This is a genomic window from Kitasatospora sp. NPDC051170, from assembly GCF_044455705.1.
Lineage (GTDB): Bacteria > Actinomycetota > Actinomycetes > Streptomycetales > Streptomycetaceae > Kitasatospora.
In genome coordinates this window covers 365,752-392,064 of record NZ_JBITFA010000001.1, presented here as the reverse complement: position 1 = coordinate 392,064, position 26,313 = coordinate 365,752, and the positions used below count along the sequence as shown (strand labels likewise).

Below are 26,313 nucleotides of genomic sequence, written 5' to 3'. Positions count from 1 at the left end.
CTCACATCAGGTCTCACGTCAGGTCTTACGGCAGGCTGGCGATCTTCTTCCGGAGCTCCCCGAGCTCCTCGTCGTCGGGACTGCACTCGACCGCCCGGTCGATGAGCGCGCGGGCGCGGACCATGTCCCTGCCGTTGGTGCACGCGACGGCGTGGGAGGAGTAGACGACGCCGAGTTCCCGGCGAAGCGTCGCGCGGGCCCTGGCGGACCTCGCCACCCGCAGCGCCTCCTCCAGGAGCCCGGCGGCGTCCTCGTAGCGCCTGGCGGTGTAGCGCTCGGCGGCCTCGGCGCGCCAGAGGCTCACCAGCACTCTGCGGATGTCCTCCCCGTCGTCGTAGGACCGGGCCCTGCCGAGCACCTCGGCCCGTTCGGGGAACGGGCGGTCCCGGAGGTCGTCCGCCGCGTGGTCGGCCAGCATGACCGCCACCCTGCGCGGGGCCTCCAGGGCGGCCTCACCCGGGAACCGGCGGTCCGCCGACAGTGCGGCGGCCATCCGGCTCAGCGCCGCCTCCCGCCGGTCGGCCAGCGCGGCGGACCGGGCGAGCAGCCGCATGGTGTGCGCGTAACCGTCCGCGTAGTCGTCCAGGCCCGGGCGGAGCGCGATCAGCTCCTCCCACAGCCCGGCCGCCTCCTCCAAGTCCCCCTCAGGGGAGCCCGGTCGGCACAGCTGGTCCGCTCGGTTGCCGAGAGTCGCCTCCAGGAATCCCAGGGCCGTCGGGTCGCCGGGCGCCAGGTCGAGGCTCCTGCGCAGCAGGCCGAGGGCGCGGGGGTAGTCCTTGACCTCGTTGTTGATCTTCCGCGCCCACTGCGCGTAGGCGGAGGCGAGCTCGCGGCGCAGCCCGGCGTCCCCCGGGGCCAGCTCCAGCGCCCGCTCCAGCAGGACGACCAGACCCTCCTGATCGTCGGCACCCGCCAGCAGCGCCCGCGCCTCGCCCATGACCGCCCCGGCGGGCCCCGTCTGCGCCGAGTCCATCAACGTCCGGACCTGCTCCCGCAGGAGGCGCAGGTCCCGCGTGGCGACGTCGATGTTCGCCTGGCTGTCCTCGAGTTCGGGCGCGGGACCCTGCTCCTCGGACTCGTCCCGCAGGAGACGACGCGCCTCCTCGGCCGCCGCGAGCAGGCCCGCGATGCGGGCCACCTCTCCGGCGGCGAGCGCCCGTTCCGTCACCCGGGTCCGCTGTTCGGCGGCCAGCTGCCGGTTCACGTTCCCCACCAGCAGGCGGAGTTCCCGGATCGTCTCCTCCAGGTGGGCGATCCGTTCGGCGGCGAGCGGACTGGTGCGCTGCGCCTCGCGGCGAAGCGCGTGCAGGGCGGCGCGCGCCTGCTCGTCCGGCCCGTGGCCGTGGGCGTCCAGGAGGTCGAGGAACCCGTCGAGGAACTCCCCGGGGGCGACCCGCTTCCCGAGGAGGTACGCGGTGACGGCCTCCGCCGGTTCCCCCATCGCCTCGGCGAGCTGCACCGCCGTGACCCCCCACCCGGCGAGCAGCTCGGTCAGCCGTACGGCGTAGGGCGAGCGCGGCGTGGGCCGGTGGGCGGCGTTGCGGGTGAAGCCGAACAGCGCGGCGGTGTCGCTGTTGCGCTGGTCGGGGTCGGGCAGTCCGAGCTGCTCCAGCCGCCCCCGGAGGTGCGGGTACAGGTCGCCGAGTGTGAGCCACTCGGGCGCGTCGGGCACGCCTTCGCGGATGAGGCCCAGCAGTTCGCGGGTGAAGGAGGTGGCCGTCTTCGCCTGCTCGGCGAGCGGGACGACGTGGGCGGCCTGGTCGCTGGCGGTCAGGGTGTAGGCGCCGCGGATCCGGGTGGTGCCGCCGATGGTGGCCGCGGGTGCCAGGGCCTCGTTCGCCCGGCCCGCGTAGCAGCAGTCGAGGATGACGATCTTGACCCTCGCCCGGCTGTCCAGGAGCGCCTCGCGAATGCGCGCGTAGTCCAGGCCCGTCACGTCCGCGTGCGCGGGCAGGGTGTCGGTCAGCGTGAGGCACAGCTGGCCCCGGGGCAGGATGAGCCCGTGCCCGACGAAGTAGACCAGCAGGACGTCCTCGGTCTCGCGCGCCAGGCGACGCAACTCCTGGACGACGGCCGCCATGCCCGTGGGGTCCAGGAGCGTGGTGACCCGCTCCCGGGGCCAGCCGCAGAGCTTGCGGTCGATGAGGACCTCCCGCATGCCCGTGAGGCTGTTGGCCGCCGCCGGGAGCGGCGGGAGGTCCTCGGACCGGTAGGTACCGGTGCCGATCAGGATCGCCCGGGAGCGCGAGTAGTCGGGCAGCTCAGACACCGCTCCCGCCTTCGCGCTCGCCCTCGCTTGCGCCCTCGCCCAGCACCTCCCGGATCATCGGCACGACGTCGTCCGGGTTCACGTTGTGGGCGGCCACGTTGACCGAACCGGCGTCCGTCGTCACCGTCACCGAGACGTCCGCGCGCCGCGTCCGCAACCACGCGGTGAGCGAGCCCGCCAGGACGGCCCCCGCACCCCCGGTGCCGAGCGCCACCACGAGCACCTCCGTGACCCCGCCCATCTCACCCTCGGCCGGAGGCCGCGACTCGGCCCGCACCAGCCCGGCCAGCCCCCGCTCACCCCGCAGCCACGTCCACAGCGTGGCCGTCTCCCGCAGCGCGTCACCGCCGGTCACCCGAATCCGAGCGTCCACCCCACACCCCCACTGCTCGCCAACTGCCTTACCCGCAACCGCAATCCGGGCCTCACGGGGGATGATGCCAGCCAACCGGCCCTCCGCGCGCCACGTACCGGATCAGATGCCGCGGAGCACCGCCGCGGTTGCGGTGGACCGGTCGGCGTCGCCGGGAGCGCGGTCCGTTCAGGTCGGCCGTCGCTCGATCCTCTGCCGGAGCCCCGCCTGCGGCGGTGAACCGAACGGGAGGATGCCGGCGAGATCGGTGACTTCGCTGTACTCCCTGAACGCTGCCTCGCATTCCTGGTGCCTTCCGAGGTCACCCAGCGAAAGGTACAGGCGGTACAGCGCACGGCTGAGGCTCGGCCCGTAGGTCGGATTCGACTGCGCGAGCCGACGATAGATGTCGACCGACTCCTGCGCGGCCTTCAGGCTCTCCTCGGGCTGGGACCGGCTGAGGTGCATGGACAGGCCGTACAGCGCCCGAGCGAGGTAGGACACGTCAGCCGTCGGACTGGTGCGTGCGAGCCGACGCTCGACGAGGATGGTCGCCCTGAGTAAGGCCAAAGCCCCGGGGTGACCCGCGCTCGAATGAACGGTGTAGAGATTGTGCAGCACTGTGGCCAGGGTGCGTTCGGCGAAGCCGGGGTTCGTCGGGGCGTGTCGCCACACGGTGGCCAGTGCCTTCTCCAACGTCGCCTGGGCCTCGGCGAGTCTTCCGTCCTGGTACTGATCGGTCGCCAGATCGTTGAGCGCCAGGGCGAGTTCGGTCTCGGTCTCGTGGTCACCGGGGTTCGCGGCGACCAGGGCACGGAACGAGGCGACGATGTCCAGGCGGAGGCGTCGGCTGACGGCCGACAGGGGGTGCTTAGACGAGGAGGGGATCATGGCCGAGGCGGCTCGCTTGACCCGGTGGCTGGTCGGTCCGGTGTCCAGCGCGGAGTCGAGGGCCGCCAGGATCTCGGAGACCGCGGCGGTCCGCTTGGCCGAGGCGTGCGCGGAGGTGGCGCGGGCCAGGACGACGAAGGCCCGGAGCTGCTGGTCGTCGCCGGCGACGCGCCACAGGGCCGTCAGGGACCGGGGCCCGGGGCGGGTGAGTTCGGCCGTGGCGTGGTACTCGGCGAGCCGGTCGGGTTGCAGCGAGCCCCAGTAGCGTCCGGTCGACGGCGGGTAGAGGGCCCGCAGCCATTCGGCGACGTCCCACTCCCGGCCGGGTGGCAGTCCCGGTACGGCCAGGGTGGTGGTGAGGGCCTCGGCCTGGGTGGCGGCCCCGCAGAGCGCCGCGACGGCCACCGCGCGCCGCAGGGTGGCCGGCCGCAGGTCACCGAGCCGGAACATCGGGGAGGCGGCGGTTCCCTCCCAGTAGCGCGCCTCGTGGCTGAGCAGGAGGGCCTCGACGTCCTGGCCGGGGGTGGAGCCGACGGGGTCCGGCCCGTGCTGCAGGAGGGTGACGAGTGCGGTCATCTGCAGCGCGAGGGCGGAGATGTGGCGGGCACCGTTCAGACTGTCGGGCGCCTTGGTGCGCGCGGCGATGGCGGGCCAGTCGGCCTGCGGGAGGCCGGGGATGTGGTCCAGGAGCGCGGCGAGGTCCCGCGTGGCGCGGGTGAAGGCGGCGGCGCGGGCCTCGGGGGAGGAGTCCCGGGGGAGGAGCGGGCCCAGCAGGGTGATCGGGGCGGTGGCCAGGATCGCCCGGGTGTCGGGCCCGGCGCCCAGCGCGTCGCTCATCCACTCGCCCTTGCCTCGGGCGATCAGCAGCAGGCGGGTCCGGTGCCGGGCGTGGCGCAGGTGCTCGATCAGCCGGCGGAGCTGGTGGGGCAGCGTCTCGGCGTAGTCGACGACCAGTAGCAGCGGGAGCGAGGTGTCCAGGAGGCTCCAGTCGGGGCCGGTGTCTCCCGGGGTGTCGGCCATGTCCGCGCGCAGCTGTACCGCCACCCACCCGGCCTCGCGCAGGATCGCGGTGACGTGCCGTGCCAGGCGGCTCTTGCCCTGGCCGCCCGGGCCCGTCAGTACGCGGACCGCGAAGCCGTCCGGGCTGTCCCGGCACCAGTCGAGGAGGTCGCGCAGTTCCCGCTCCCGGCCGTGGAAACCGACGGCCTCCGCGTCGGCGCGCAGCAGCATCGCGGGCGAGCGCAGATCCCGGGCGCGGGCGGCGGGGGCGAGCAGGCTCTCGGGTTCGACGGGCTCCAGCAGCGGGGGCCACCCGGTGTGCCGGGCGACGACCGCCCGGAACCCGCCGTCCGCGAGGAGGTCACAGGCGCGAACGGCGGTCAGCCGGCTGCCGGTGGGGGCCCGCCGGTCCTGGGACACCAGGCCGACGAGGAGGTCGCCGCAGACCACGGCGGCACCCGAGAACCCGGACCACCTGGTGGCGGTCGATCCCGGGGGCGGGTCGTACGGGAGGGCCGGGTCGGTGCTGAGGATCTCGTAGCGGTCGGCGAGCCGCCCGGTGCCGGGATGGATGTGGCCGGCCAGCTGCTCGTCCCCGCGACCCGTGGGGCCCTTCTGCATGCGGGGGTGGCCACAGACGCTCACCGGATGCGGACGGCTGCCGATCAGCTGCCCCCAGCGCTGCGGCGGGCGGGTGTCCGGGCCGGTCAGGGAGGCGGGGACGGGCCAGTCGCCGTCCTGCTCCACCTCGACCAGGGCGGCATCGATCGTGCCGCCGTCGCGCTGCCAGAGCACCTGGGCGGCGAAGCGCCGCTCACTCGCCGGGGGGCGGCAGATCGTCACCCGGCCCCCGTCCGGCCGAGGGCTCGACCCGAGCACGTGCGCGGTGGTCAGCACCAGCCGCGGAGCGACGAGGTAACCGGTCGCGAAGGCCACCTTGTCCGGGTTCTCCGGCCTGCTGACCCTGACCTGCACGATGCGATCGAAGTCCACGCCCCGCCTCGTTGAGGGTTTCTCCCTGGATGACAGATCGTCAGCCTCTCATCTTCGGGGAAGCGTGACCAGCCGCGGTCCAGGTGGAGGCGGCGGCGGTGGCGGTGAAGGGCGCGGTGCGGCCGAGGGTGTCGGCGAGGTAGCCGGAGCGGTCGGTGAAGGCCGCGGCGGCCGTGGAGAGGGCGCGGCCGACGGCGGGGACGGTGCCGACGGCGAGGCAGGCCGCGAGCAGGGCGGCGGGGACGGCGATCATGGGGGCCGGCAACCGGCGGCCGGGTGAGCGGATCTCGGGTTCCTCGCCTTCGTCAACTCGCCGGATGACCGCCCCGCGTGCCGCTCACCGTCCCCGAGCCCGTACCCCCGCCGCGCCCGAAACGTCCGCGCCCGGGACGTCGGGGCCGTTCCTGCGGCCGGCGGCCGTCGTGGTGGTCCTCGGACGGGCGGTTCCCGTTGTGCCGGTGCAGGTGCCGGATCGGCAGGAGGAACCAGGAGAAGACGAACCAGAGCATCACGGCCCCGGCGATCCAGCCCGAGACGGCCGATCCGGTCGCCACACGCAGCAGGAGCAGCAGGGCGGAGCCGATGGTGAGCGCCAGCAGGAGCAGGCCCACCGCCACCAACCGGGCGGCGGCGTCGACCAGTTGGGGCTTGAGCCGGTGCCCGGCGAGGATCCGGTGGTAGCCGACCGGCGCGGTGAGCGCCCCCGTGGCGAGGGCGCCGAGGACGACGGTGACCACGTACAGCCACCGGTCGAAGCCGCCGACCTGGGTGAAGCGGGGCATGAAGGCCACGCTCAGCAGGAAGCCGAACAGCACCTGGGAGCCGGTCTGGGCGACCCGCACCTCCTGAAGCAGGTCGGTCCAGCGCCGGTCGGCCCGTTCGTCGGCGGACTCCCGGCGCCCGTCGCGCGGCACGTGGCCGCGCACGGTACGTCCGGCGCCGGATGCCGTCAGGGGTCGGCCTCCGGTTCCGTCGGCGCGCGGTGGGGCGGGCGCCCGTTCGGCGGTCGGCATGGGGGACACGCTCAGTGGCCGAGCGCGTTCGCGAGTTCGCGCTTGTTCATCTTCGACCGGCCCTCGATGTTGCGGTGCTTGGCCTCGTTGTACAACTGGTCGTACGTCGGGCCCTGCAAGCCGCTGTGCGAGCGCTTGCCGCCGCGGTGCCCGGAGGACACGTCGTGGGTGGAGCTGCGGCTCGCGGTTCTGGACTCGCCGTGCCGGGCGCGTTCCTTGTTGACCGTCCGGGCGGCGATCTCCTTCGCCCGCTTCTCGCTCTCGCCGCGGTCGAGCGCGCTCTCCTTGATGTGCTCGTACTGGCGCTCGCGCTTGCGGCTGGATCCTCGTGGCATGGCGCGCTCCTCACTCGACGGATCACTCGACGGATCACTCGAGGGATCACTCGACGGGGTCCTCACGCGATCACGGGTACCCGGAGGAACCGCATCAAATCAGCCGAAACACGAATTTGATGTCGTATGTCGGGGTAGAACCATCCTGCACCACCGGGACCGTCGCTTGAAGAAGCCGGGCAGGGGTCCTGGGCAAGGAAGCCCGCAGCGCGCGAGACCTCGTCCGCCGCGCAGGGCGATCGCCCCGATGCCCAGGAGATTCAGGTGTCCATCCTTACCCCGGCCGCTCACCCCGCTGAACCGCAGGGTGTCGCGGACCTGCCCGACCCGCTTCCGACCGAGCTGCCGCCCCACTACAGCAGGGCCGAACTGCGGGCCATGGGCACGACCACGGCGCGCGAGCTGAGCGACGCGCTCTTCGAGCGCCTGGCGGGCCTCGCCCACGAGACGCACACCTACAGCTACGTGCGCGCCACGATCATCGAGCTCAACATGCCGCTGGTGCGCTTCATCGCCGCCCGCTTCCGCCACCGCGCCGAGGACATGGACGACATCCTCCAGGTCGGCACGGTCGGCCTGATCAAGGCCGTCGACGGCTACGACCCGCACCGCGGCGCTGAGTTCGTCACCTACGCGCTGCCCACCATCGCCGGTGAGATCAAGCGCTTCTTCCGCGACACCTCCTGGCCCGTCCGGGTCCCGCGCAGCATGCAGGAGCTGTACCTGACGGTGGTCCGCGGCTCCGACCGCCTGGAGCAGGAACTCGGCCGCCTCCCCCGCCCCGAGGAGATCGCCGAGGACCTGCACCTGACCGTCGAGCAGGCCACCGAGGGCGTGGTCGCCGGCCGTGTGTACCGGCCCACCTCCCTGGACGCGCTGTGCGAGCGCAGCACCGACGAGACCGGCAGCACGCTGCTGGACCGCCTCGGCGACTGCGACCCCGGCATCGAACTCGCCGACTTCCGCACCGCCGTCCGCCCGCTGCTCGCCGAACTGCCGCCGCGCGAGCAGACCGTGCTCAAACTGCGCTTCTGGGACGGCTGCACCCAGTCCGAGATCGCCGAGCGCATCGGCGTCTCCCAGATGCACGTCTCCCGCCTGCTCAGCACCACGCTGGCCGCCCTGCGCGAACGGCTGGAGGACCGTGACGCCCCGGGCTGGTCGTACCCGTCGTACCCGTCGCCGGACGAGGAGACCTGAGTCCCGAAGGTGTCCGATCACATCCTGGAACGGCTGCGCGACTGGAACGGCGAGTACGTCTTCGGCTACCCGGGCGACGGCATCAACGGACTGCTGTCGGCCGGGGGCCGGGCCGGGAACCGTCCGGTGTTCGTCCGGGCCCGGCACGAGGAGACGGCCGCGTTCGAGGCCGTCGGCTACGCGAAGTTCTCCGGCCGCACCGGAGTGTGCGTGGCGGCGTCCGGTCCGGGCGCGATCTACCTCCTGAACGGGCTGCCGGCGAGTACTGCCCCGTCGTGGCAGCCTCGCTTCGTCGCCTTCCTTCGTCTCGGGTTTTCATCTCGGGCTTTCGCCTCGGTCTTCGCCCAAGCGGCTAACCGAGCCGGGCGCCGTGAAACCCCGCCGCCGATTGCCGCTCCCGGCGGCGGGTGGCCGGACGGGTGCCGAAGGACCGACCATAGAGGTGACCACCATGGAGATGACCACCATGGAGGTGACCACTGTGGACGCGCGCGAAGCCGGGGTCCGGCCGGAGCCGTTCCGCGCACCCGACCGGCCCGGTGCCGAAGGCCCGGCGCGCCACCGCCACGGCCGCCGATGGCCGGTCGCCGGCCACAGCGCGCGCTACCCCGCCCGGGCGGGGTACGCGCTCTGAGGTGACCGGAGGACGGGAGGCGCCACATGTCGGCGCGTGACGAGAAGCAGCTGGGAGCCGTCCTGGCACGGACCCTGGCCCGCTCCCGCGCGAGCGGACCGGGTGACCTGCCCGACGCCGTGCGGGACGCGGCCCGGGAACTGGGCGCCGCCGGGGCACGGGTGTATCTGGCCGACGTGCAGCAGCGGCAGCTCGTACCGCTTCTGGACCCGGACCCGGAGACCGCGGGCCCGGGCGAGCGCCTCGACATCGAGACCACGCTCGCGGGACGCGCCTACCGGCTGCGGCGCACCCAGACCTCGGCCGGGCCGCCGCCCGTCGGCTGGTTCCCCCTGGTCGACGGGATGGAGCGGATCGGCGTGCTGCGCGTGGAGGCCCGCGTGGAGGCCCGGACGGCGGAACCGGAGCCGGAACCGGAACCGGAAGCCGACCCGGCCGGCCACTGGGAGGCCCTGGCCTCCCTCGTCGCGCTGCTCGTGGTCTCCGCCTCCACGTACAGCGACGTCTTCGTCCGTGCGACCCGCGACCGCCCGATGAGCCTCCAGGCCGAACTCCTGTGGGCCTTCCTGCCACCGCGCACCATCGGCACCCGCGACGTCACCTCCAGCGCCGTCCTCGAACCCGCCTACGAGGTCGGCGGCGACGCCTTCGACCACTCCGTGGCGGGCGGGCGCCTCCACCTGTCCGTGTTCGACGCCATGGGGCACGACCTCGCCTCCGGCGGGGCCAGCTCGGTCGCGCTCGCCGCCTGCCGCAGCACCCGCCGGGCCGGCGGCGGCCTGGCGGACATCGCCCGGGCCATCGACAGCACCCTGGCCCGCTGGATCCCCGACCGGCTCCTCACCGCCGTCGTGGCCGACCTGGACGCGGCCACCGGCGAGTTCAGCTGGATCAACTGCGGCCACCCGACGCCCCTGCTGATCCGAGGCCGGCACGTGATCGCCGACGCCTTGCAGCGCCGCCCCGAACTCCCGCTCGGACTCGGTTACCACGACGGCGGGCCGCAGCCCGTCCACCACCTCAGGCTCCAGCCCGGCGACCGGATCCTGGTCTACACCGACGGCGTCACCGAGGCCCGCGCGCACACCGGCGAGACCTTCGGCGAGTCACGCCTGGTCGACACCCTCGTCCGCCATATGGCGAGCGGCGAACCCGCCCCAGAGGCCCTGCGCCACCTGATCCACTCCCTCCTCGCCCACCAGGACCACCACCTGCGCGACGACGCCACGATCGCCCTCACCGAATGGCACCCCGACGGCCGCGGGTGAGCCCTCCTCCGCCCGGCGTGAGCCGAAAGACTCGGCCTAGCCTGGAAGGAGGCCCACACAGCGAGGATGGTCCGGATGACCGAGCAGCAGCCCCACGGCAGCACGCGGGCGGACGAGACGACCGTGCTGCGGGAGGCCGTGGACCGGCTGCGCGCCGAGGCGGAGGGGCTGCGCCGGGCGATGCGCACCCGGGGCGTGATCGAGCAGGCGAAGGGCATGCTCACCGAGCGGCTGGGCTGCACGCCGGACGAGGCGTTCGGCCATCTGGTCCGGCTCTCGCAGGACACCAACCGCCGGGTCGCGGACATCGCCGCCGCCCTGGTCGGCCTCGCGGCACCGATCGAGGGCCTCTCCGGGGACGAGGCCCTGCGCGCCGCCGTCGGGGAGCCCGTCCGGCCCGCGCCGGCCCCACCGCCCCCGGCCCCACCGCCCCCGGCCGCCCGCCCGCGTCCCGTCCCCGCGCCGCCCGGTGCCCCCCGCCCGGCCCCGGCGCCCGACCTGGCCGCCCACTACCACCTGGCCGTCTCCGCCCTGGCCGGCGCGGAGACCCCGGACGAACTGGCGCGGCTGCTGCACGAGGTGGCGCTGGCCCCGCTCGGCGTCGTCGCCGTCGTCCTCGGCCTGCTGGAGCCGGACGGCGCCCTCGCGCTGATCGGCAGCCACGGCGTGGAGCCGGGCCGTGTCAGCCGGTGGCGCCGCATCCCGCCGGAGACCGGGGTCCCGCTGGCCACGGCCGCGCACGGCGGGGGCATGGTCTGGGAGTTCGACGCGGACGCCGCCGACGGCGTCCGGCCGCCCGAGACCGGCCGGATCGTCCCCGGCCGGACGGCCTGCGCGGTGCCGCTGCGCAGCGGGGAGCGGATCGTCGGGGCGATGAGCCTCGGCTGGGACGGCCCGCCGGAGCGCGCCCGTGCCGCCACCCGGTACGTCGACGCGCTGGCCGGCCTGGTGACCGGGCACCTGCTGCGCGTCGCCGCGGCGGAGGGCGGGGAGCCGGGCCTGGTCGTGCCGGGCGGCGAGTACTGGTTCCGCGGGGTGCTGGACGCGATGTTCGAACCCGTCCTCGTCCTGTCCGTGGTCCGCGAGGCCGGCGGCGAGGGCGCCGTGACGGACCTGCGCGTCCGGTACGCCAACGCGGCCTCCGGCACCGGCCCGGTCCTCGGCCGGCGCCTCAGCGAGATCCTCCCCGGCCTCGTCACGACCGGTGCCTTCTCCCGCGTCCTGGACGCCGCGGAGACCGGCGTCCGCTACGAGGACCGGGCCGAGGACTTCACCGGCGCCGGATCCGGGGCGGCGCCGACCGTACGGGCGGTGACCGTACGGGCGGTGCCGTTCCTCGACGGCCTGCTGCTCACCTGGCGCGCGGACGCCCCGTAGGACTGCGCTCGCCGGCCGAGGGCCGCGAGGCACCTGCCCGGCGCCGGGTTCCGTAGTTCAGGGCGGGCCCGGACACCGGCGCGCTCACCCGTGCGGGGGCCGTCGCCGGGCGTGCCGCGTGGCTCGCCGGGCGGGTGGCGGGCCCGCGGCTAGGGTCGCCGGTGGCGCGCCGCCGGTCAGCAGCAGGACCACGAAGCTGTACAGGGCGACCTCGCCGAGCAGGAAGGACCAGTGGTCCGGGAACGCCTTGCGCAGCAACGCGCGGGCGCTCTCCGTGACCGGCAGCCGCGCGTCCAGCGCGGCGGTTGCGCGCTCCCCGGCGGACGGCGGCTCGCTCGTGACCTCGGTTGGCTCCACGCGAGGCAACCTAGTGCGAGCCCCGGGGGCCGGGGTGGCCCTGAGCGGCGGCTGCGCCGTGGAGTGGTGGGGGAAAACACTCCAACGGCGCAGCGCGCGGCGTGATGTCGGTGCCGGAGTCGGTGTCGGTGCCGGTCAGGGCCGGGACCGGTGGTTGCGGACGGTCACCAGCGGTACCAGCGGCCTCGGCGGCCGCCTCCGGCGCCGCCGGTGAAGACGAAGCCGAGGACCCAGACGACCAGAACGGCCAGCGCGATCCACCACAGGATGTGGATGGCGAAGCCGGCGCCGCCCAGGATCAGGGCCAGGAGCAGAACGAGGACGAGTAGCAGCATGGGAATCGGCCCTTCGTGGGGGTGTCGGATGTTCGACCACGGCGGGTGCCCGGCCCGGGCCGTTCCATGCGGGATCGTACGAACCGCTCGCGGGGCGGGCCTCAGTCCTTGCCCGTTTCCTCCGACAGGCCGACCCGCGCCAGCGCGGCGGGCCGGGCGTGGTCCCGCGGCGGGACGGGAGTGACGGCGCGATGGTTACGCCTCCCCGGGGCCGGCACACGCGCGAGCGGCCGGGAGGGGCCCGGCCGCCCGGGACAGTTCGAGGCCCGAGCCGGCGGCGCGGGCCGCGTCGTGTGCGAGGTCCTCGGCGTCCCGCTCATCGGGTTCCCGGGGGTTCTTCGGCCGGGTGCTCGCGTTGGGGTTCGGGCGTCTCGGTGACCAGCGGCGAGCCGGGGTCGGGGACGGGCTCCGTGGGCGGTTCGGGGGGAGGGTCCTGGGTGACCAGCGGGCTGTGCGAGTGGTCCGGGTGTTGCTCGGGGGATTCGGGTGCGGTGCTCATCTCGTGTTCTCCGTCCTGGAGTTCGGGGGAGTGGTGTCAGTGCCGCAGCAGGAGGTGGGCCGCCTCGGGCGGGTCGAGGGCGCTTGGACAGGCCGTCGGGATGCACGGGCGGCACGGGCGGCACGGCGCCCGCGGGGCTCTCTGCTGGGCCCGCGCGGGGGCCCGCGCCGGGGCGCGCGGACAGCCACGGCCCGGCCCGGCCGGGGGACGGTCGCCAGGGGTTCTCCGAGATGCACCATGCCCCTGCGGGTTGCCGCCGCCGCGAACGGCAAACGGCGCCCGGCGCGGGCGTTTGGCACCGGCCTGCCGGGGGACACGCGCGACCGGCGGGGGGAGTCGGCGAGGAGGAGACCAGCGATGTCGAACGATGCCACTGTCCTGCTGCGGGAGGGCGACAAGGAGGTGCGGCGCCTGTTCCGCGAGTACCGCGCTCTCGCCGACGGCGTGAGCGGCTCCGACGGCGCACGGGGCAGGACGGTCTTCGGACGGAGGGCCCGGAGGCCGGAGCCATGACCGACCGTGCCGCAGGGCAGGGGTGGACCTTCCTCACCAGCCACGCCCGGGTGCTGGTGCAGATCGCCCGGGACCCCGGGATCAGGGTGCGGGACATCGCCTCCGACTGCCTGCTCACCGACCGGGCCGTCCAGCGGATCATCGCCGACCTCGAGGCCGCCGGCTACCTCAGCCACGAGCGCCGGGGCCGGGTCAACCACTACCAGGTGATCGCGGGCAAACAGCTCCGCCACCCGGCGGACGCCGGCCCCACCCTCGCGGAACTGCTGGCCGTGCTGCTGCGTGAGAGCGGGCCCGGCAGCGGGGGACGCGCCCGGCGCGCGGGCGGCGAGGGGGGAGGGCCCTCGTGACGGAGGGGGTGGGCCCTCACCGGTCCACGCCGCCCATCACCGGGTCGATGCTCGCCACCGCGACGATCACGTCGGCCACCTGGCCGCCCTCGCACATCGCCGCCATGCTCTGCAGATTGGTGAACGACGGATCCCGGAAGTGCACCCGGTACGGCCGGGTGCCGCCGTCGGAGACGAGGTGCACGCCCAGCTCGCCCCTGGCCGACTCGACCGCCGTGTACACCTGCCCCGTCGGGACGCGGAAGCCCTCCGTCACCAGCTTGAAGTGGTGGATGAGGGCCTCCATGGACTCGCCCATGATCTTGCGGATGTGGTCGAGGGAGTTGCCCAGTCCGTCCGGGCCGACCGCGAGCTGGGCCGGCCAGGCGATCTTCTTGTCGGCCACCATCACCGGGCCCGGGCGCAGCCGGTCCAGGCACTGCTCGACGATGTGCAGCGACTGGCGCATCTCCTCCAGGCGGATCAGGAAGCGTCCGTAGGAGTCGGCGGTGTCGGTGGTGGCGACCTCGAAGTCGTAGTCCTCGTAGCCGCAGTAGGGGTCGGACTTGCGCAGGTCCTGCGGCAGGCCCGTGGCGCGCAGGATCGGGCCCGTCGCGCCCAGGGCCAGGCAGCCGGCCAGGTCCAGCTGGCCGACGCCGGTCAGGCGGGCCCTGAACACCGGGTTCCTGGTCGCCAGCTTGTCGTACTCGTGCATCCGGGAGCGCAGCAGCGTCACGGCCTCGCGGATCTGGTCCACCGTGCCGGGCGGCAGGTCCTGCGCCAGGCCACCGGGGCGGACGTAGCCGTGGTTCATCCGTAGGCCCGTCACCAGCTCGAAGACGTCGAGGACGACCTCACGGTCCCGGAACCCGTAGACCATCAGCGTGGTGGAGCCGATCTCCATCCCGCCGGCCGCCAGCGCGACCAGGTGCGAGGAGATCCGGTTGAGCTCCATCATCAGTACCCGGATCACGCTCGCGCGCTCGGGGACCTGATCGGTGATCCCGAGCAGCCGCTCCACCGCGAGGCAGTAGGCGGTCTCGTTGAACAGCGGGGTGAGGTAGTCCATGCGGGTCACGAAGGTGGTGCCCTGCACCCAGTTGCGGAACTCCATGTTCTTCTCGATGCCCGTGTGCAGGTAGCCGATGCCGCAGCGGGCCTCCCTCACCGTCTCGCCGTCGATCTCCAGGATCAGCCTCAACACGCCGTGGGTGGACGGGTGCTGCGGGCCCATGTTGACGATGATGCGCTCGTCGTCGGCTTGGCCGAGGGCCTCGGCCACCTCGCCCCAGTCGCCTCCGGTGACGGTGTAGACCCGGCCCTCGGTCGTGTCCCGTGCTCCTGCCGGATTGTGCTCCTCGGTCCCGCTCATCAGCCGTGTGACCTCCGCCCGGCTCGCCGGTCGCGTCCCCGGACCCGTGTCACGGCCGGGACGGGCCTCTCCTCCCAGGATCACGCACATCCGGCGGGGCCGCCCGGCTGGTCCTCGGGTCGATGGCGCCGCCCCAGGGCTTCGACCCCCTCGACCTCGCCTCGATGCCCGCCACCGCCCGGGTGCTGCGCGCCGCCTGCCGGGCCACCGGCTGCACCACCGACCCGGCCGAGGAACTCAGCCAGGGCCTGCACTCCGCCGCCCTGTGCGCCGACTCCCGCTTCCCCTGGGGCACCACCGACACCCCCGTCGCGGGCCGCGCGGCCGCGCTGGAACGCACCCGCCGACACCTCACCCCCGAACAGACCTGGCCCTACGACGCGGCCACCGCCACGGGCACCGGCAGCCTGCTGGTCTGCCTCGACTGGCCGCGCATGCCGGTGCCGCCCGCACCGCCGGAGCACCGCAAGCTGCCCGATATCCCGGTGCTCCTCCTCGGCGGCGACCGGGACCTCGCCACCCCGTACGAACTCCTCTACGAGCAGGCCGAGTTGGCGCACCACCCACAGATCGTCATCAGATCGTCATCGTCCCCGGGGCGGCCCACTCGATCCAGAACCGGGCCACCAACCCGGCCGGACGCCAGGCGGTGTACGAGTTCCTCCTCGCGCCGTAGCCGAGGAGCGGATCGGGCCCCAGGCTCAGCGGCCGGACTGGGTGAAACTCCCGCCGAGGTAACGGTGTTCCGGGTCCTCGGGGCGCAACTCGCCCAGTTCGGCGATCAGTTCGGCGGCGTAGGCCTCGGCGTCGTCCTGCGGCCGGTAGCCGAGGGCCCGGGCGGTCGAAAGGTCCCACCAGGCACGGGTGTTGGCGGAGATCCCGTACGCGACGGTGTGCCCGGAGGCGACCGGGCCGGTGAGCGCCGCGTGCGCGAGGCGGGCCCAGTCGCCGGGGCTGAGCCAGGTGGAGAGCATCCGGATGCTGCGGGGTTCGGCCGTGAAGGACCCGATCCGCAGGGAGACCGTCTCGAGCCCGTGCCGGTCGGCGTACAGCGAGGCGAGGCTCTCCCCGAAGCACTTGGAGACGCCGTAGTACGTGTCCGGCCGCTGCGGCGCGTCCACCGGCACGCTGCCGCCGTCGGCGGGCCGCTCCGTGAAACCCGTCGCGTGGTTGCTGCTGGCGTAGACGATCCGGCGCACCCCGGCGGCCCGGGCCGCGTCGTAGAGCCGGTAGGTGCCCTCGATGTTGGTGGCCAGGATGTCCGCGAACGGCGCCTCCCCGGGGATCCCGGCGAGGTGGACCACGGCGTCGACCCCGTCCATCGCCCCGGCCAGCGCCTCGGTGTCCAGCAGGTCGCCGGTCACGGCGTCCGGCTCGCCGGCCACGGGCAGCCGGTCGAAGCTGCGCAGCCGGTGGCCGTAGCCGGGCAGCAACTCCCGCAGGCAGCTGCCCATCCGGCCGGCGGCGCCGGTGATCAGGACCGTTCCGGGCAGGTCTGCCATGTCTGTTCTCCCCCTGGGTTCCTCGCGGGCGTGGACGTGCGAGCGTACCCGAGAGGGAGCCAGGGGCAGCGCGATTATTCGGATGTGCTCGGCGATCCTCCTGCTGCCACCGCTACCTCGACCTCCCCGGCCTCAGGACTCGGCCTCCCCGGCCTCAGGACTCGGCCTCCCCGGCCTCAGGACTCGGCCTCCCCGGCCTCAGGACTCGGCCTCCCCGGCCTCAGGACTCGGCCTCCCCGGCCTCAGGACTCGGCTGGGTTCTGCGGCTCCTTGAACGCGGCACCGGAGCGGAGGTCGTCCAGCGTGCCGCCGCCGGCGGCGAAGCCGAGGTAGCCGACGACGACGCCGCCGAGGCCCAGCAGCAGCCCGAGGTACGTGCCGAAGTCGGCACCGGCGGTGATGAACGAGGCCGCCTCGGCCGGGATCGACGGGTAGGACACCCAGCGGATCACCACGATCAGGGTCGCGAGGAGGGAGACGGCCCCGTACGCGGCCCAGCCGCCGGGGACGGACACGGCGCGTCCGAGGACGGGCAGCGCGACGACCACACCGACCGCCAGGAGGAGCAGCATCGGCAGCCAGCCCCCGATGCCGACGTCCCAGGCGTTGCCCGCCGTGGAGTACCCGTAGGCCACCCCGGGGTAGGGCGTCTTCTGGGAGACCGAGTACCAGGGGAGGAAGGAGTCGACGAGGGCCAGGAGGCCGATGGCCGCCAGGACCTTGGAACGGGTGTCGAGTTTGGTCAGATCCATGTCGTTCTCCGTTGAGCGATGAGATGTCGATGTTCACGCCGGGCTGCCCCGGCTGTTCGCGATCCGCTCAGGACGGCGGGTCGCGAGGAGAGGGGCGCGGCACCTCCAGGCGCCGGGCCCGCGAAGGCCGAGCCGCCCGAAGTGGTTGACGTGCCAATTCGGCCAGCGGGGCCAAGTGTTGGGGGCGCGGACGGACGGCGGCAGTCCATATGGGCCCATCGATACCAATCCGATACTTGATCGACCGCATCAGGGTCGGACCGGCGGGCTGGGGCGCCTGCGAACGGCCGGGCGGCCGCACGCGCTCGGCGTACGGCCGCCCGGGGTGGGTCCGCGCCGGTCGGATCAGCGGACCGGCAGGACCTTGGTGTGCTCCTCGCGGACGGCCTGGAGGTCGTGCGGCTTGAGGCCGAGCAGCTTGAGGATGGTCGGCGCGATCTGCTTGGTCTCGACCGCCTCGTCCTGGCGGACGCCGCCCGGGGTGCCGGCGCCGGAGACGACGAGCGGGACGTTCAGGTCGTCCGCGTGGGCGCCGCCGTGCTCGGCGATCTTGCTGCCGCCGGTGTAGACGACGCCGTACTGCGCGACGCCGAAGACGTCCGGCACGCGCGGGTCACCCGGGGCGACGCCGAAGTGGTCGGCGGCCTCCTCGCCGGCGTAGACCTTCTCGACGCCGCTGCGGGTGAACGGGCGGGCCTTGCCGTCGATGTCGACGCCGTTGCCGTGCTGCGCCAGCAGGTACGCCTTGGCGAAGCCGGTGGCCTCCTCGCTGCGGTCGTTGAGCCAGAGCAGCACACCGTCGTCGTCGACCGCGTGGGCGACCAGGTCGCCGGCGCCCGGGTGGGCAGCCTTCCAGGCGGCGTTGAGGCCGGCCAGCAGCGGGCCGTCGTCGATCCGGTTGAGCGCGGCCGGGTCGACCGGCGACTGGCCGTGCTTGGCGGAGAGGATGACGGTGGTGGAGCCGTCGAGGTGCTGCTTGCGCAGTTCGGCGGTCAGCGCGCCGATCTGCCGGTCGACGTACTCCAGGTTCTTCTCCACCAGCGGGCCGGGCACGCCCTTGGCGACGTAGCCGCCCTGCAGGCCGTCCGAGCTGCCGAGCTTCTGCGCGGTGGAGACGGACTGGAAGTTCAGGCCGAACACGGCCGGGGTGCCGACCCGCTGCGTGCGGCTGTGGTCGTAGCCGTCGATCTCGTTGAGGACGGCCTGCACCTTGTACGCGTCGTACTGCTCGGTGGCCTGGTTGTCCTTCGTCCAGTCGCCCTTGTAGCCGGTGGCCTTGCTGTTGACCTCGGGTGTGAAGAGGTCCTGGATGCCTTCACCGGAGGGGCCGTTGAGGATCTCGTAGGCGGCGTGCTTGTCCGACCAGGCGGTGCGCAGGCCGGCCTGGCGGGCCACCTCGAAGACGGTGTTCACCTGGAGGTACGAGTGCGGGTAGACCGGCTTGCAGGTCCGCGGGTCGACCGGCAGCTTGGCCGGGTCGATCAGGCTCTGGGGGCTGCCGGTCATCCGCAGGATGGAGCCGGGCAGGCCCGACAGGCCCTGGCCGGCGTCGAGGGCGTCCTTGTTCCGGTCCAGGTCCTCGGTGAGGTCGACCTCGACGCCGGGCTTGGCGTTGCGGCAGTCGGTGGTGCCCGCCGGGAGCAGCGCGGCGTCGTAGGTGTCGTCGTAGTAGACGCCGGTGGTGCCGGGGCCGCCGCCGGTCAGCTGCGCGACCATGCCGGGGAAGGAGTCGGACGGGTCGGTGGTGCTGGCACGGGTGTACTCGACACCCCCGCGGACCAGCCGGGCCAGTGCCGACTGGGGGTGCTCGGCCACGAAACGGGCGAGGTCCGACTGGTGCAGGCCGTCGACCGACACCAGCAGGACGTGCCGGGCGTGGTTGCCGCGGCCCTCCTCGGCGGCGGCGGCCTGGGCGGTGGTGGATCCGACCAGCACACCGGCGGCGCCCAGGGTGGCGGCCAGCCGGACATAGCGACGGGTCACAGAGGTCTCCTGTGGAGGGGGAGGGGAGGGAAGGGGAAAGGAGAGGAGCGGGGAGGTGACGGCGGCGGTGCGGCCCCCAGAGTGGGAGGCGTCGGTGTACCGGCGGCAGCCGGGACGTGAACAGCGCCGGTCCGGCCCGCCGGGCGGCCCAGGATTTTACCCGTCTCCCACCAACTCGTGGTGCGGCCATGGCATTTGATGAAGGTGCACGGTCAGTTACCGCTGCGGACACGCGGTGTCATCATTTCCGGCGGTACTTCGGGGGTTCCGCTGCATCCGACCGCAGCGATGCGGTATTCGTGCATTTATGGCGACAATTGACGTGCTGCGCGAAGACCTCGAGCGCCTCCTGGGCACCGCCGAGAGCTGGTCGGAGAGCCTGGCCGCCCAACCGGACCTCTCCCTGACGGACGAGCAGCTCGGCGCCGACGTACGAACCGTCCGCAGCCTGCGCGAGCGGACCCTGTCGACGCTGCTCAACGTCGGTCTGCTGGGGCGGCAGTCGTCGGGGAAGAGCTTCCTGATCAGCGGACTCCAGGGTGGCCTGGAATACCTCGAGGTGAGCGACGGCGAGGGCGGGTACGCCGACAAGTACCTCGGCATCCTGCCGTCCTCGCCCACGCCCACCACCGCGTGCCCGTCGACCGTCGTGCCGGTGGCGGCGGGCGCGACCGAGGGCGCGGAGGGCCGGGGTCTGCTGCGGGTCAGGTTCGCCGACTCCGTCGACGAGGAGTGGGTGGAGGTCGGCTCCGACCTTCCCCCGAGCGTGATCGCGGCCTACGGCGCGTCGGATGGCGACGTCACCAACCGCAAGCGCGAGCACATCAACCGCCGCGTGGCCGAGATCCAGCTGGTGATCTCCCGGACCGTCCTCCCCGTCAAGTTCTTCGACCTCCCCGGCGCCGAGGCGCCGGACGCCACGCACGAGGCGATCATGCGGCGGGCGTGGTCCCAGGCGGACTGCTTCCTCTACGTCAGCCAGGGGACGGCCACCCTCACGACCAACGAACTCACCCTGATCAAGGATCTGTACAACCACCACCTGCAGACCGGCAAGCGCGTCCTGTGGGTCCTGACCGGCATCGACCGCGCCCATCAACTGGGCAACGACAACCGGTCGGCCTGGCGGGCGACCCTGGAGACGAACAACGCCTACCTGCGTGAGCGGTTCGGCAGCGCCCCGGGCGTGCCCGACACCTTCATCGGCCCGGGCTTCGTACCCGTCTCGCCCGCCTGGGAGGCGCGGGCCGCCTTCGACGAGGACGAGGGCAACGGCGCCGCGGCCGCCCGGAACCGCGACGCGAGCCGGATGGCCGTACTGCGCGAACTGCTGACCGAACTCATCGACAGCGGCGCCGGACACCGCCACCTCGCGAAGATCGCCGAGGAGGCCCGCTACCTGATCCGCCGCCGGCACCGGCCGATCGCCGACCTGGTCGCCACGCACCGGCTGTCCGTCAACGACCTGCGAGCGCAGCAGAACGACCTCCGCGAGCGGCTCCACCGCACGGCCGAGTCGGCGACCCGCATCAGGGAACAGCTCAGCGCCGACCTGGAACGCGAAGTCCGCAGCGCCGGCGCCCCGTTCAGGACCCTGGCCAAGGACCTCCACGAGGGCCTCGACACGCTGATCGACTCCGGCGGCATGGACGCCGAGCACCGCAACCGCATCGACGTCCAGCAGCTCCGGCTCTTCACCGACTGGATGACGACGGCACACGGCCCGGCCACCCTCTGGCAGCAGCGCCTGGCCGAACTCGAGGACAGGGCGCGCACCTCGCTGCGCACGGAGCTGGGCACCGAGGGCGAAGGCGCCCAGCTCGTGGAGCCGGAGCCGCTCGACCTCAACGAGATGCTCTCCAACACCTCCGAGCGGCGCCCCCACGACGTCTACGGCCTGGTCCAGGCCACCGCCGCGGCCGTGGGCGCGGCCGGCCCGATCGTCGGAGGCGTCACCTGGGTGATGACCAGCCTCTCCCTCACCACCGTCGCCCTGCCCGTCGGCATCGCCGTCATCGGCAGCGCCGCCGCCGTCGCGGGCGTCAAGGCGCTCAAGGGCCGCAAGACGCTCATCGAGCGCGACCGCAGCGAGCGCAAGGAGAGGATCAAGCAGCAGGCCACCGCCGTCGAAGCCGACTTCGTCACCATCGCCCGCCACCAGGGCCGCCTCCTCATCGACGCCGTCGACGCACACCTCGAGCAGCACAGCGCCCGCCTCCAGGACGCCCTGCGCGAGGTCACCCGCCGGGTCGACTCCCCGGACATCGTCCACAGCCGCGAGGTCGTCGAACGCCTCGACCCCGTGGAACGCTCGGGCAGCGCCCTCATCAACGACCTCCAGGACTTCGAGGACCGCATGCGCGGAACAACCCACGCCTGAGCCCCCGACCCACGCAGCCCGCCCCCGGCGGCCGCCTCAGGCCGTTGCGGGGACGGGCCGCCGGCGGCCGCCTTCAGGTGGCTGGAGCCGAAACGTCTTCCGCGACCTCGACCGCCGCCCCACCAACAGACCCCCGCTGACGCGGGGAGGACGTCAGCGCCGAACCGGACACGGTGGTGAGGGTCGGCAGACCCCCGCTGGCGCGGGGAGGACGGAAGCGGGGCCCGTGCCGGACTGTCGTCTACCGGCAGACCCCCGCTGGCGCGGGGAGGACGCCCTTCAACAGGGCCGACACCGTCACGTCGCCGGCAGACCCCCGCTGGCGCGGGGAGGACGGATGCGGCCGTGGCCACGAGCCATGGGAGTTCGGCAGACCCCCGCTGGCGCGGGGAGGACGCGTCCACCAGCGGTTGCCACGTTCCGTAGGCCGGCAGACCCCCGCTGGCGCGGGGAGGACGGAGCGTCCGGCCGCAGCAGCCACGAGTGTTCCGGCAGACCCCCGCTGGCGCGGGGAGGACTCCGGGTGTCGTCACGCGTGTTCTGCCTTCTTCGGCAGACCCCCGCTGGCGCGGGGAGGACCGCCGCAGCGGCGGCGTGGACCTGGTTGTCGCCGGCAGACCCCCGCTGGCGCGGGGAGGACGATCGCCGAGCACCTGCGGGTGGCCGATCTGTCGGCAGACCCCCGCTGGCGCGGGGAGGACAGCTGCGTGACCGTGCGCAGGTGCCCCGGCGCCGGCAGACCCCCGCTGGCGCGGGGAGGACGCGAACTCCCGCAGTACCGACGGCTGACCGGGCGGCAGACCCCCGCTGGCGCGGGGAGGACGCCATCGGCACCTGGATCCCCAGCACGTTACGGGGGCAGACCCCCGCTGGCGCGGGGAGGACCCTTTTTGACCTGCGCCTTCTCTAGGAGTTTGCGACTTCTTGACCCTCTGGTGTGGTTGCCCGAGCCTGGGCGATGAGCAGTAGGCCGTCGAAGTCGATGGGCTGGCGCCGGTGGGCTCCTGCTGTCCTGAGCGCGAATCCCTGTTCGTTTGCGGCGGGGCAAACGAGTACGGCGACTCCGTCGGCGATGCAGTTGCTGACGGTTGACCAGAGTTCGTCGCGGACTCTGGCGGAGATGGTGCCGACGTACAGCTGCGGTGTGACTTCCAGCAGCCATCGGGTCAGGGCGCCGCGCAGGTGGTCCGGGACGGCGGTCATCGACAGGACGGTCAGGGACGCCATGGTAACTCCTGGGAGGTGGCGGCCTGGTGGCGGTTCACCGTGCTTCTCCTGTGGAGTAGTTGACGCCGCCGGGGACGACGCCGACGACTGGGTCCCAGAGGTCGACGAGTTGTTCGTCAGGGTCTGGGGTGGTGATGTCGGTGCCGAGGGCGAGGAGGCGTTGTACGTCGGTGACGATCCTGGGGAGGAGTTTGAAGAGGCGGAGTCCCTCCCGGAAGCCGCGGCGTGCTTCGGCTTCGGGTTCGGTGGAGGAGTGGAGGGAGAAGGCGAGGGGGATGGTCAGCTCGGCCTTGTAGAGGTCGGCGATGTCGTAGACGAATGCCTGCTGGTTGCCGCTGTGGACGAAACCGAGGGCGGGGGAGCAGCCGAGGGCGAGGATCGCGGCGTGGACGATGCCGTAGAGGCAGGTGTTGGCGGCGGACAGGGCGAGGTTGACGGGGTCTTGGGTCTCCCAGGAGTCGGGGTCGTAGTTGCGGCGGAAGCGTCCGATGCGGTGCTGCTGGGCGAGGAGGCGGTAGTGGGCTTTGACGCGCTGGCCTTCCATGCCGCGGAGTTTGTCGAGGTTGATGTCACCGGGCATGTCAATGCCGCCGAAGCGCTGCTGGTACATGGCGACGGCGACGGCCATGCGTTGGCGGTCGTCGGCCCAGGCCCGTGCTTGGCGTTCGAGCCAGGTGGTGCTGAGGGATTCGGGTAGGGCGGCGGCGTAGCAGCGCACGCCGCCGGAGCCCGCGATGAGGACGGTGGTGCCGTGGCGGGCGAGGGTGGCCAGTGCGCGGGCGGTGATGGAGGTGCCGGGGCCGAGCAGGACGCAACTGAGGGCTGCGGTGGGCAGGTAGACGATCTCGGTGCCGCGTTGGGCGGTGTTGATCTCGGCGCGGACGCCGGTGTCGTCCTGGACGATCCGGACGAGGTCGAGGTAGAGGAAGGACAGGGAGTCGGCGATGCGGGGAAGCATGGCCACGGTCGGTGCGGCGAGATTGCGCCGGGCGCGGGTGGCGGTTGCGGGGCGCGGGCGCGGGGGTGTCATGCGGGTTCCCGGCGAGGGGCGATGCTGAGCATGCCGCAGCCGTATGCCTTGCCGCGGCCGATGCCTTCGTGGATGCGGGTGCGGAGGAGGTCGGGGTCGGTGATGTGGGCGGTGCCTTCGAAGAGGGTGCGGGCGTGGTGGATGCGCTGCCGGTTCTGGTGGTGATCGCCGGTGGCGGCGTCCAGGGGGATGGAGTGCAGGGTGGTGAGGGTGAGGCCGGAGGTTTCGGCTTGGCGGGTCCACCATTCGTCGGCGTTCCGGCCGTTGAGGGGGACGACGTCGGGGAGGTTGTACAGGGCGCGGGTGGTGGCGCCGGGTTTGCGGACGGCGTTGGCGGCGATGCGGTAGCGCACGGGCAGGCCCTTGCGCAGGGCGTCGAGGAGCGGGGTGAGGGGTTTGGTGGCGGCGGGGCCGTAGCCGGCGGGGAGTTGGGTGAGGTCGGGCCGGCGGTTGCTCTGGAGCAGGATCCGTTCGCCCTCGCGGCCGGTCTCGGTGCGGAAGAGGATGCCGAGGTGGCGGCGGGGTTCGGTGCTGGGGACGTCGTCGGGGAACAGCGACATGATCCTGTGGTGGAGGTTGACGGCGTCGGCGCTGTCGCGGTGGACGGCGGGGTGCCGCTGGTCGGGGATGATGCGGGTGAGCCACAGGGTCATGCCGGCGAGCCTTCGGGGCGGGGGGAGTGGGGGGCGAGGTAGGCGGTGAGGGCCTTGAGGTAGGCGATGCCCAGGCCGTGGCACCGGTCGGCGGGAAGGTGCAGGGTGCGCTGGTAGCGGGAGCGGCTTCGGTAGGCGCGGCGGTGTTGGTGGAAGTCCAGCGGCTGGTCGTTCACCTGCCCGGCCGCCTCGCTGCCGTCAGGGGCGTCCGGCTCTGCGGGAGCCAGGTCGGCGAGGGACCGGTCGCCGTGGAAGAGCACCGGCACGGTGGCGGCCGTCTCCCGGCGGACGCGGGCCAGCGGCAGTTCCACCAAGTGCCGTCGGACGTCGTCGAACTCGCCCAGCAGCACCGGCCCTTCGGGCGGGCAGGAGCGCCGTCCCAGGTAAGGGGGCCAGAACGGTTCGCGCAGGGCGGCGGCGCACGCTGCCAGGACATCGCCGGGGCCGGTGAGTGCAGCGGCGAACACCGCGTCCGCGAGGTAGTGGCGGTGGGACAGCAGCGTCGCCGCGGCCGCGGGTCGCTTCTTGCCCTCGGCGGTGGTCACAGTTCGCCGGGCGGGCAGCCCACCGCCCACGGTATGCAGGTCGCGCAGCAGTACCCCGGGCCTGTCGGCGCGCACCGTCAGCGACAGTCGGGCCAGGTCCGCGATGTCGTCCCCGCGCCGTCGGCCGAGCGCGCAGGCGAGCAGGCCGATCACCCCGGAGCGGGTGGGGAAGGGGGCGGTGTCGCGTTCGTTGAACTTGCTGCGCTCGCCCCAGGACTGCAGCGGGCCGGCCAGCCGCAGCAGCAGGCCCGACTCACTGCTCACCGGCCGGCCCGCGGGTAGGCTGCGGCGATGGCGGCGTCGATCAGCGCGGGGAAGGACTCGGCCCGCTCGCCCAACTCCTTCGGGCCCTTCGGGTCGATCCCGGCCCAGCCGGCCGACACCACACCGCGGTTGCCGAGCAGCGTGTTCGCCGCCGTCGCGTACTCGGCCAGCGCGGTGCGCGAAGGCCCGGAGTAGCCGCCTTCCTGGCCGGCGCGCACGGGCTTCTCGAACGCTGCGGCGAAGGACAGCGGCCGGTCGGAGCGCACCGCGATGTGCGCCAGGTCGGGGATGGTGTGCGGCGCGGTGGCGGTCTTCTTCGCCTGGGGGAGCGACAGGACGAACGCCTCCAGGAAGCCGGCCGCAAGTTCCCGCGCGGATGCCAGGTCGCCGCCGAGATTGCCGGCCAGTTCCTGAAGGTCGATCGTCGCGAAGCGGTAGAACACCCCGGCGGAGAACTCGGCGTGCCCCATGTGCGCGCTGCCGGTGCTGTCGCTCCAGAAATCGGTCACGTCGTCGACGGCCGAGAAGTAGTCCAGCTCGATGTCGGTGCCGTGCGTGGTCAATGCGTGGGCGACCTGTACTGCTCCGTCCACGCCCGCGCCGTCGACCTCGGCCAGCATCCGCCCGAACAGGTTGATCACACCGTTGCGCGAGCGCAGCACCGCGTCGATCCGGCTCTGGGGCAGGATGCTCTTTTCGCTCGCCTTCCTGATGTCCTTCGCCGCCTCCAGCGCGGCCCGGAACTCCTCCGCCAGTTCGGCGAGTTCCGCGACTGCGCCGTGTGGCACGTACACCATGGCGTTCGTCGTCACCGCCGTGGTGTTGGCGTCGACCTCGAACTTGATGCTGCTGCCCGCCGCCACGTGCTGGCCCGCCCGTGCCGCCAGTGCGCCCGGCCAGCCGTGCTCCTTCTCCAGCAGTCGCGCCACCCGCTCGCCGATGCGCCGTGTGCGCAGCGCCGCGTCGCCCATCTGCTCCTGGAAGTAGGTGCGCGTCGCGCGCTTCCACGACTGGCTGCTCACCCGGGTCCGCTCGGCTCCGCCGTAGGAGACCGTTTTGACCGAGTTTGTATCATCCCGGTTGAGATTTGCGAACGGCACGCTCTGTACCACGTGTACGTCCACGAATCGCGCGACGGTACCCGCGTCCGACTTCGCCACGATGCTCTTCTCCCTCAAATAATTGTCATGAACCTGCATTGACTGGGTGTCGTCCGGCAACCGACACCCGGTCCTGCCCCT

24 protein-coding genes, 3 pseudogenes and 1 CRISPR repeat array are annotated in these 26,313 nt (G+C 73.1%); of the genes and pseudogenes, 9 read left to right on the top strand and 18 right to left on the bottom strand.

The window, feature by feature from the left end; all coding sequences use genetic code 11:
- Positions 1–25: 25 nt before the first annotated feature.
- From ACIBCA_RS01810 to ACIBCA_RS01785, 6 genes are all read right to left on the bottom strand, one after another.
- Positions 26–2,269: a caspase family protein gene (locus ACIBCA_RS01810; protein ID WP_396280781.1), complete on the bottom strand. Its 2,244-nt coding sequence runs from the start codon at positions 2,267–2,269 to the stop codon at positions 26–28.
- The gene (locus tag ACIBCA_RS01805; RefSeq protein WP_396280780.1) at positions 2,262–2,642 is read right to left on the bottom strand and encodes a hypothetical protein; all 381 of its coding nucleotides are present in this window, start codon (positions 2,640–2,642) and stop codon (positions 2,262–2,264) included. Before ACIBCA_RS01805 ends, ACIBCA_RS01810 begins: the two co-directional genes overlap by 8 nt.
- A gap of 168 nt (positions 2,643–2,810) precedes the next feature.
- The gene (locus tag ACIBCA_RS01800; RefSeq protein ID WP_396280779.1) at positions 2,811–5,504 is read right to left on the bottom strand and encodes a trypsin-like peptidase domain-containing protein; all 2,694 of its coding nucleotides are present in this window, start codon (positions 5,502–5,504) and stop codon (positions 2,811–2,813) included.
- 40 nt (positions 5,505–5,544) lie between these two features.
- On the bottom strand, positions 5,545–5,757 hold the full coding sequence (locus tag ACIBCA_RS01795; protein WP_396280778.1) for a hypothetical protein: 213 nt from the start codon (positions 5,755–5,757) through the stop codon (positions 5,545–5,547).
- A 52-nt stretch (positions 5,758–5,809) separates the two neighbouring features.
- On the bottom strand, positions 5,810–6,517 hold the full coding sequence (locus ACIBCA_RS01790) for a DUF6328 family protein (RefSeq protein WP_396280777.1): 708 nt from the start codon (positions 6,515–6,517) through the stop codon (positions 5,810–5,812).
- Between the two features lie 11 nt (positions 6,518–6,528).
- Positions 6,529–6,852, bottom strand: coding sequence for a plasmid stabilization protein (locus ACIBCA_RS01785; protein WP_396280776.1), 324 nt, complete (start codon positions 6,850–6,852; stop codon positions 6,529–6,531).
- Between the two features lie 264 nt (positions 6,853–7,116).
- Between ACIBCA_RS01785 and ACIBCA_RS01780 the strand changes: the two genes are divergently transcribed.
- The 5 genes and pseudogenes from ACIBCA_RS01780 to ACIBCA_RS01760 all read left to right on the top strand — a co-directional run bounded on the left by ACIBCA_RS01780 (position 7,117) and on the right by ACIBCA_RS01760 (position 11,331).
- A complete protein-coding gene (locus ACIBCA_RS01780; RefSeq protein ID WP_396280775.1) occupies positions 7,117–8,052 on the top strand; it encodes a SigB/SigF/SigG family RNA polymerase sigma factor in 936 nt (311 codons plus the stop codon).
- Between the two features lie 9 nt (positions 8,053–8,061).
- Positions 8,062–8,307: pseudogene (locus ACIBCA_RS01775) on the top strand (thiamine pyrophosphate-binding protein); the annotation flags it as partial.
- 187 nt (positions 8,308–8,494) lie between these two features.
- The gene (locus ACIBCA_RS01770; protein WP_396281242.1) at positions 8,495–8,686 is read left to right on the top strand and encodes a hypothetical protein; all 192 of its coding nucleotides are present in this window, start codon (positions 8,495–8,497) and stop codon (positions 8,684–8,686) included.
- 26 nt (positions 8,687–8,712) lie between these two features.
- The gene (locus tag ACIBCA_RS01765; RefSeq protein WP_396280774.1) at positions 8,713–9,954 is read left to right on the top strand and encodes a PP2C family protein-serine/threonine phosphatase; all 1,242 of its coding nucleotides are present in this window, start codon (positions 8,713–8,715) and stop codon (positions 9,952–9,954) included.
- 75 nt (positions 9,955–10,029) lie between these two features.
- Positions 10,030–11,331: a GAF and ANTAR domain-containing protein gene (locus ACIBCA_RS01760; protein ID WP_396280773.1), complete on the top strand. Its 1,302-nt coding sequence runs from the start codon at positions 10,030–10,032 to the stop codon at positions 11,329–11,331.
- Between the two features lie 171 nt (positions 11,332–11,502).
- On the opposite strand, the pseudogene ACIBCA_RS01755 reads toward ACIBCA_RS01760, so the two are convergent.
- From ACIBCA_RS01755 to ACIBCA_RS01745, 3 genes and pseudogenes are all read right to left on the bottom strand, one after another.
- Positions 11,503–11,688: pseudogene (locus tag ACIBCA_RS01755) on the bottom strand (hypothetical protein); the annotation flags it as partial.
- Between the two features lie 164 nt (positions 11,689–11,852).
- The gene (locus tag ACIBCA_RS01750; RefSeq protein ID WP_396280772.1) at positions 11,853–12,023 is read right to left on the bottom strand and encodes a hydrophobic protein; all 171 of its coding nucleotides are present in this window, start codon (positions 12,021–12,023) and stop codon (positions 11,853–11,855) included.
- A 316-nt stretch (positions 12,024–12,339) separates the two neighbouring features.
- Entirely contained in the window at positions 12,340–12,522 is a 183-nt protein-coding gene (locus ACIBCA_RS01745) for a hypothetical protein (RefSeq protein WP_396280771.1), read from the bottom strand.
- Positions 12,523–12,879: 357 nt separating this feature from the next.
- On the opposite strand from ACIBCA_RS01745, the gene ACIBCA_RS01740 reads away from it, so the two are divergent.
- Positions 12,880–13,035, top strand: a complete 156-nt coding sequence (locus tag ACIBCA_RS01740) for a hypothetical protein (RefSeq protein ID WP_396280770.1) — start codon at positions 12,880–12,882, stop codon at positions 13,033–13,035.
- Positions 13,032–13,385, top strand: a complete 354-nt coding sequence (locus tag ACIBCA_RS01735; protein ID WP_396280769.1) for a helix-turn-helix transcriptional regulator — start codon at positions 13,032–13,034, stop codon at positions 13,383–13,385. The genes ACIBCA_RS01740 and ACIBCA_RS01735 overlap by 4 nt, the downstream gene beginning before the upstream one ends.
- A gap of 16 nt (positions 13,386–13,401) precedes the next feature.
- Here ACIBCA_RS01735 and ACIBCA_RS01730 read toward each other — a convergent pair whose 3' ends face one another.
- Positions 13,402–14,736: an NADH-quinone oxidoreductase subunit D gene (locus ACIBCA_RS01730; RefSeq protein ID WP_396280768.1), complete on the bottom strand. Its 1,335-nt coding sequence runs from the start codon at positions 14,734–14,736 to the stop codon at positions 13,402–13,404.
- A 122-nt stretch (positions 14,737–14,858) separates the two neighbouring features.
- Between ACIBCA_RS01730 and ACIBCA_RS01725 the strand changes: the two are divergent.
- Positions 14,859–15,278, top strand: a pseudogene (locus tag ACIBCA_RS01725) (alpha/beta hydrolase); the annotation flags it as partial.
- 159 nt (positions 15,279–15,437) lie between these two features.
- Here ACIBCA_RS01725 and ACIBCA_RS01720 read toward each other — a convergent pair.
- The 3 genes from ACIBCA_RS01720 to ACIBCA_RS01710 all read right to left on the bottom strand — a co-directional run bounded on the left by ACIBCA_RS01720 (position 15,438) and on the right by ACIBCA_RS01710 (position 18,973).
- On the bottom strand, positions 15,438–16,238 hold the full coding sequence (locus tag ACIBCA_RS01720; RefSeq protein WP_396280767.1) for an NAD-dependent epimerase/dehydratase family protein: 801 nt from the start codon (positions 16,236–16,238) through the stop codon (positions 15,438–15,440).
- 242 nt (positions 16,239–16,480) lie between these two features.
- Positions 16,481–16,990 carry a hypothetical protein gene (locus tag ACIBCA_RS01715; RefSeq protein WP_396280766.1) on the bottom strand — a complete coding sequence of 170 codons (510 nt, stop codon included), beginning with the start codon at positions 16,988–16,990 and terminating at the stop codon, positions 16,481–16,483.
- 345 nt (positions 16,991–17,335) lie between these two features.
- Positions 17,336–18,973, bottom strand: coding sequence for an alkaline phosphatase family protein (locus ACIBCA_RS01710; RefSeq protein WP_396280765.1), 1,638 nt, complete (start codon positions 18,971–18,973; stop codon positions 17,336–17,338).
- A gap of 307 nt (positions 18,974–19,280) precedes the next feature.
- Here ACIBCA_RS01710 and ACIBCA_RS01705 point away from each other — a divergent pair, with 307 nt between their 5' ends.
- A complete protein-coding gene (locus ACIBCA_RS01705; protein WP_396280764.1) occupies positions 19,281–21,353 on the top strand; it encodes a dynamin family protein in 2,073 nt (690 codons plus the stop codon).
- A 123-nt stretch (positions 21,354–21,476) separates the two neighbouring features.
- Positions 21,477–22,238: direct repeats of the CRISPR family, unit length 29 nt; unit sequence CGGCAGACCCCCGCTGGCGCGGGGAGGAC.
- A 21-nt stretch (positions 22,239–22,259) separates the two neighbouring features.
- Here ACIBCA_RS01705 and cas2e read toward each other — a convergent pair.
- From cas2e to cas7e, 5 genes are read right to left on the bottom strand one after another with little or no spacing between them, the layout of a single operon-like run.
- The gene (gene cas2e / locus ACIBCA_RS01700; protein ID WP_396280763.1) at positions 22,260–22,580 is read right to left on the bottom strand and encodes a type I-E CRISPR-associated endoribonuclease Cas2e; all 321 of its coding nucleotides are present in this window, start codon (positions 22,578–22,580) and stop codon (positions 22,260–22,262) included.
- Positions 22,581–22,614: 34 nt separating this feature from the next.
- Positions 22,615–23,610, bottom strand: a complete 996-nt coding sequence (gene cas1e, locus ACIBCA_RS01695; RefSeq protein WP_396280762.1) for a type I-E CRISPR-associated endonuclease Cas1e — start codon at positions 23,608–23,610, stop codon at positions 22,615–22,617.
- Positions 23,607–24,263 (bottom strand): type I-E CRISPR-associated protein Cas6/Cse3/CasE, encoded by a 657-nt coding sequence (gene cas6e, locus ACIBCA_RS01690; RefSeq protein ID WP_396280761.1) that lies wholly within the window; start codon positions 24,261–24,263, stop codon positions 23,607–23,609. The genes cas1e and cas6e overlap by 4 nt, the downstream gene beginning before the upstream one ends.
- Positions 24,260–25,072, bottom strand: a complete 813-nt coding sequence (gene cas5e, locus ACIBCA_RS01685; RefSeq protein WP_396280760.1) for a type I-E CRISPR-associated protein Cas5/CasD — start codon at positions 25,070–25,072, stop codon at positions 24,260–24,262. The genes cas6e and cas5e overlap by 4 nt, the downstream gene beginning before the upstream one ends.
- Positions 25,069–26,271 (bottom strand): type I-E CRISPR-associated protein Cas7/Cse4/CasC, encoded by a 1,203-nt coding sequence (cas7e, locus tag ACIBCA_RS01680; RefSeq protein WP_396281223.1) that lies wholly within the window; start codon positions 26,269–26,271, stop codon positions 25,069–25,071. Before cas7e ends, cas5e begins: the two co-directional genes overlap by 4 nt.
- Between the last annotated feature and the right edge of the window lie 42 nt (positions 26,272–26,313).